We start from the raw sequence: 5,098 nt of genomic DNA, 5'->3' as shown, positions 1-5,098 counted from the left end.
CGCTGCGCGCGGGCCTGCCGCCGCTGGGGGCGCTGCACGCGGCGCTGCTGGTCGCGGGGCTGCCGCTGCTGCTGTTCGGCGCCGCGCGGTCGGGCAGCCGGCGTGCCTACGCCTTCGCCGCCGCGATCGCGATCGGGCTGCTGGCCAATGCGGCGGCCACCGGTGGGCTATCGGGCGTGTTCCCGCGCTACCAAGCCCGCATCGCCTGGCTGCTGCCGGCCGGCGCGCTCCTCCTCCTCCTGGCCCGGAGACGCCCGGCATGAACGCAGGATCCGGCCGGGCGCCACGGCGAACGCACGCGACGGCAAGCGGCCGGGGGCGCGGCGCATGAACGCCTTCCTCGTCGTCATGCTCGGCGCGGGGCTGCTCGCCTGGCCCGCGGTGCTGAACGGCTATCCCCTGGTCTTCATCGACAGCGTCTCCTACCTCGGCCAGACGCTGTTTCCCGAATGGCCCTGGGACAAGACGCCGGCCTATGGCGCCGCGCTGCACCTGTTCCATTGGGGCGTCTCGCTCTGGCCGGCGCTCGGCGCGCAGGTGCTGATGGTGTCCCACCTGCTGTGGATGGCCCAGCGCGGCGCGCGCGGGGACGCGACGCCGGGGATGCACCTGCTGCTCTGCGCCGCGCTCGCGGCCGGCACCGCGGCGCCCTGGTTCGCCTCGACGCTGATGCCCGACATCATGGCCGCGGTCGCGCCGCTCTGCCTGCTGCTGCTCGGCTTCGCGCGCGACCGGTTCTCGATGGCCGAGGCGGTGTGGATGACGCTGCTCGGCGCCGTCGCGATCGCCTCGCACCTGTCGCACCTGCCGACGGCGCTCGCGCTCGTCGTCTTCGTGGCGCTGGCGACGCGCCGCATCCTGCCGATCGCCCGGGCGGCCCTGCCCGTGGGGCTGGCGGTGTTCGGGCTGCTCGCGGCCAATTCCTGGGGCACGGGCCGGCCGGCGCTCTCGCCGCATGGCGCGGTCTTCCTGCTCGCGCGGCTGCAGGCGGACGGGCCGGCGGCGGCGACGCTGCGCGCCCATTGCCCGCGCGCGGGGTGGGAACTCTGCGCCTTCGCGCGGGACCTCCCGATGGACAGCGACGCCTTTCTCTGGGATGCGCGCTCGCCGCTCAACCGCGCGACCGATGGGCGGCCGCTGGCGATGGGCGGCATGCGCCGCTCGGCCGAGGCCGCGGAGATCGTCGCGCGCACCATCTCCGAACGCCCCGCGGAGGTGGCCGACGCCATGGCGCGCAACGCGCTGCGCCAGGCGCTGCTGTTCGAGGTGGGCGACACGCTCGACAACACGCATCTCGCGGCCTCCGCGCGGCGCGCGATCGACCGGCTGCCCGCGGGCGAACGCGCCACCTTCGACGCCGGCATGCAGATGCGCGGCGAGTTGCGCGAGGCGGCCGCGCCGTTCCTCCAACCGCACCGCCTCGTCATCCTGGCCGCGCTGCCGCTCGCCCTCTTCGCCCTCGGCCTCGCGCTCTGGCGGCGGGACTGGGTCCGCGCCGGGCTGATCGGCGGCGCGCTCGTCGCGGTCGCGGCCAATGCGGTCGCCACCGGCGCGCTCTCGGCACCCGTCGACCGCTACCAGGCGCGCATCGTGTGGCTGGTGCCGCTCGTGGCCCTTCTCGGCCTGATGCCGCGCTTCGGCGCGGGCCTTATCGACGATGCGCGGATCCGCGCGAGGATGAGCGCATGGCGGACCTCCTCCTCATCCTCCCCGTCTTCCTGATCGCGGGCCTCGTGAAGGGCGTGGCGGGCTTCGGCCTGCCGACGGTCTCGATCGCGCTGCTCGCGCTGATGCGCCCGCTGCCGGAGGCGATGGCGCTGATGCTGGTGCCATCGCTCGCGACCAACCTCTGGCAGGCCTTCGCGGGCGGGACCCTGCGACAGGTCGCACCCCGCATCGGGCCCTTCCTCGCCTGCGCGGCGATCGCCTGCTTCATTGCCGCGGGGCTGCTCGCGCGCGCGGATGTGGCGCTGCTGTCGGGGCTGCTTGGCGTCATGCTGGTCGCCTCGGCCTCGCTCGCGCTGGCCGCGCCGTCGCTGCCCGCCCCGGCGCCGCGCACCGAGCGCTGGCTCGCGCCGCCAATGGGCGCGGTCTCGGGCGCCATAGCGGGGCTGACGGGCAGTTTCCTCGTCCCCGCCGCATCCTGGCTGCAGGCGATCCGCCTGCCGCGGGAACAGTTCGTGCAAGGCTTCGGCCTCGGCGTCGTGCTGGTGAACGGCGCGCTGGCGGCGGGGCTGGCCGGCGGCGGGATGCTGCCGGCCGAACTCGGCCTGGCGTCGCTGGCCGGCCTTGTTCCTGCCTTCGCGGGCATGGCGTTGGGGCGGCGGGTCAGGCTGCGGCTGGATGAGGCTGCCTTCCGCCGCGTCGTGCAGGTCGCGCTCGGGTTGCTCGGCCTCTGGCTCGCGCTGCGCGGCTTCGGGCTTACCTGATCGCCAGCGCGTTGCCCGGGCTGCCGATGCCCCCGCGCAGGTTCAGCGGCGCGGCGGTGAAGAAGGCGGTGAAGCGGCCCGTCGCGGCGCTGTCGGCGGCCAGCGCCTCAAGGTCGAAGAATTCCCCCAGGCACAGGCCGAGCCGCGCGATCGCCAGGTGCAGCGCCGGCTTCCAGGGGAAGATCGGCCAGGCCTCCACCGTCGGGTTGTCGGCGGCGACGGCGGCGATGCCGGCATCCCAGAGGAAGCGCCACATGGGCTCGTTCCCGTCGAGCCCGGCATAGTCCCGCGCGCCGGCCTGTCCCTGGATCAGCAGGTGCCGCGCGGCCGCGTCCGGCGCGGCGCGGAAGGCGGCGAGCCAGCCCGTCCGCACCAGCAGGATGTCGCCTGGCCGCAGCGCGACACCCTGCGCGGCGACGCAGGCGGCGAGGTCCTCGGCCGTTGCGCGCAGCCCGCCCATCGGGCCCCAGTCCCGCCCCGTGCGGGCGAAGTGCCGGGGCAGGTCGGCCAGCACGCAGCGCCCCGCGATCCCGTGCGCCAGCGCCTTGTCGATGCCGTTGCGGCTGGCCGCCCCGTGCACGATCGAGGACAGCGGCGCGTGGTTGTAGAAGCCATGCGTCGGGTCGGCGAAGTGGCTCAGCCCGTCCCATTGCGTGCTGGCCTGCAGCCAGAAGCCGTCCAGCCGGTCGTCGCGCGTCACGCGGCCCGGATGCTCCTCGGCCACCATCACCGGCCGCGGCGCGGCGCGGCGGCGATGGGCGCCGTCCAGCGCGGCGCCGAAGGGCTCGTCGAGCGGCAGGTTCAGGTTGAAGCGGCGCCCGTCGCTGATCTCCTCCCGCGCCGCCGCAACCGTCGCGTCGGTGATGCGGTTCAGCGTGCCGACCTCATCCGCCGGCCCCCAGACGCCCCAGGCGAGCGGCAGGCCGGTCGGGTCGCCGGCGGGGCGGGGAAGGTCGTCGTAGCGGGGTGGTGTCGTCATGCCGTGACTCAGCCTCCGAGAAGGACGCGATGCATGATGCGCCCGGGCATCAGCGTGAAGCCGCCCGTGATCAGCAAGGCCCCGAGATAGAGCCCGACCATCGTCCAGCGGTGCCGCTCCGTCCGCCCGCGCCTTGCGGCGAGGACCGCGAGCGGCAGCAGCAGCGCCAGGACCGGCACGAGCAGATGCACCCAGGACCAGCGGCCCGGCCCTGCCAGCCCGGTGATGCCAAGCGCCGAGCCTGCCGCCACCGCCATCAGCAGCACCCATGCCCAGCCCAGCGCGCGGTGCCGCGCATCGCCCTTTGGCAGCAGGAACTGCGCCACGCCGAGCGGCACGGCGAGCAGCGCCGCGGCGGCATGCGCCTGCACGAGCCAGGGCGCGGCGGTCAGGGGTTCGAACGTCATCGTACCATCCTGCGAGGGCTGCCGGCCCCGCGCCAGCCGCCTTGACGCGCCCGCGGCGCGCAACCACACGAAGCGCGACATCCGGGAGACGCCGACATGAATCTCGCCCGCCGCGCGCTGCTCGCCGCCGCCGCCCTGCCCCTCGCCCGCCCCGCCTTCGCGCAGGGCTGGCCGGCACGCCCGATCCGCGTGCTGGTGCCCTTCGCCGCCGGAGGTGCCGCCGATTCCGCCGCCCGCACCATCCTGCCGCGGATGGGCGAGCGCCTGTCGGCGACCTTCGTCGTCGAGAACCGCACCGGCGCGGGCGGGTCGATCGGCGGCGCCGAGGTCGCACGCAGTACCGCGGACGGCACCACGCTGCTGTGGGACGCGTCCTCCCACATCGTGAACCACGCGCTGCTGCGCGGCCTGACCTTCGACTACACGACCGCGTTCCTGCCGATCAGCCAGGTCTGCACCTTCCCGCAGGTGGTCGCGGTCAAGGCGGACTTCCCCGCGCGCGACATCGCCGCCTTCATCGCGGCGGCCAAGGCGCGGCCGAACACGATCAACATGGGCACGCAGGGCAACGCGACCGCGGGGCATCTCGGCCTCGCGCGCTTCGCCCGGGAGGCGGGGATCGAGGTGCAGCACATCCCCTATCGCGGCGGCGCCGACGCGGCGCGGGACCTCGCGGCGGGCAACCTCGACGGCGTCTTCATCACCGCGCTTTCCGCGCGGCCCGTGGTCGAGAGCGGGCGGGCGCGCTTCCTCGCGGTCGCGACCGCGCAGCGGCTCGCGAACCTTGGCGACGTGCCGACGCTGTCGGAATCCGGCCTGCCGGGCTTCGACGTCAGCGAATGGGTCGGCCTGTTCGCCCCGGCCGGCACGCCGGACGAGATCGCGGCCCGGCTCCACCAGGCGCTCGCCGCCGCGCTGGCGGAGGAGGAGGTGCGCGCGCGTCTCGATCGTCTCGGCGCCGTGCCCGTCGGCAACGACCCCGCCGCCTTCGGCCGCTTCGTCACCGAGGGGCGCGCGGCGATGACGACCCTGGTGCGCGAGGCGAATATCCGCATCGAATAGTGCGCGCGACACAGGGCCTCGCCATCGCGGCGCTCGCCACCCTGCTGCTGTTCGGCGTCTTCGGCACGATGTTCGGCGCGATGATGGGCGCGGGGGAGGTGCGGCGCGTGCCCGCCATCCTCGGCGCCGTCGCGCTGGTCGTGCTGCGCGGCGGCGTCGCCGCGCTGCCCACGGCCGCCGGCTGGGCCGTGCTCGGATCCGTCGGCGCCGTCGCATGGCGA

Annotated in this window: 6 protein-coding genes and 1 pseudogene; 5 read left to right on the top strand and 2 right to left on the bottom strand. The window is 75.1% G+C overall.

The window, feature by feature from the left end; genetic code table 11:
* From HW577_RS20415 to HW577_RS20405, 3 genes and pseudogenes are all read left to right on the top strand, one after another.
* Window positions 1-263, top strand: a pseudogene (locus HW577_RS20415) (hypothetical protein); the annotation flags it as partial.
* Between the two features lie 64 nt (window positions 264-327).
* A complete protein-coding gene (locus HW577_RS20410) occupies window positions 328-1,722 on the top strand; it encodes a hypothetical protein (protein ID WP_198377964.1) in 1,395 nt (464 codons plus the stop codon).
* Complete coding sequence (locus HW577_RS20405) at window positions 1,686-2,429, top strand: sulfite exporter TauE/SafE family protein (RefSeq protein ID WP_198377963.1); 744 nt, start codon at window positions 1,686-1,688, stop codon at window positions 2,427-2,429. The genes HW577_RS20410 and HW577_RS20405 overlap by 37 nt, the downstream gene beginning before the upstream one ends.
* On the opposite strand, the gene HW577_RS20400 is transcribed toward HW577_RS20405, so the two are convergent.
* Complete coding sequence (locus tag HW577_RS20400; protein ID WP_198377962.1) at window positions 2,422-3,408, bottom strand: cyclase family protein; 987 nt, start codon at window positions 3,406-3,408, stop codon at window positions 2,422-2,424. The two genes, HW577_RS20405 and HW577_RS20400, sit on opposite strands and share 8 nt — an antisense overlap.
* Before the next feature lie 8 nt (window positions 3,409-3,416).
* Window positions 3,417-3,815, bottom strand: a complete 399-nt coding sequence (locus HW577_RS20395; protein ID WP_198377961.1) for a DUF2306 domain-containing protein — start codon at window positions 3,813-3,815, stop codon at window positions 3,417-3,419.
* Window positions 3,816-3,911: 96 nt separating this feature from the next.
* On the opposite strand from HW577_RS20395, the gene HW577_RS20390 reads away from it, so the two are divergent.
* Complete coding sequence (locus HW577_RS20390) at window positions 3,912-4,877, top strand: Bug family tripartite tricarboxylate transporter substrate binding protein (protein WP_198377960.1); 966 nt, start codon at window positions 3,912-3,914, stop codon at window positions 4,875-4,877.
* A partial coding sequence (locus tag HW577_RS20385) for a hypothetical protein (RefSeq protein ID WP_198377959.1) occupies window positions 4,877-5,098 on the top strand: 222 nt, incomplete at its 3' end. The genes HW577_RS20390 and HW577_RS20385, both read left to right, overlap by 1 nt.

This window comes from Neoroseomonas rubea (assembly GCF_016106015.1).
Classification (GTDB): domain Bacteria; phylum Pseudomonadota; class Alphaproteobacteria; order Acetobacterales; family Acetobacteraceae; genus Neoroseomonas; species Neoroseomonas rubea.
Note: the sequence above shows the minus strand (reverse complement) of the source record. Positions and strands in the feature narration are given on the sequence as shown.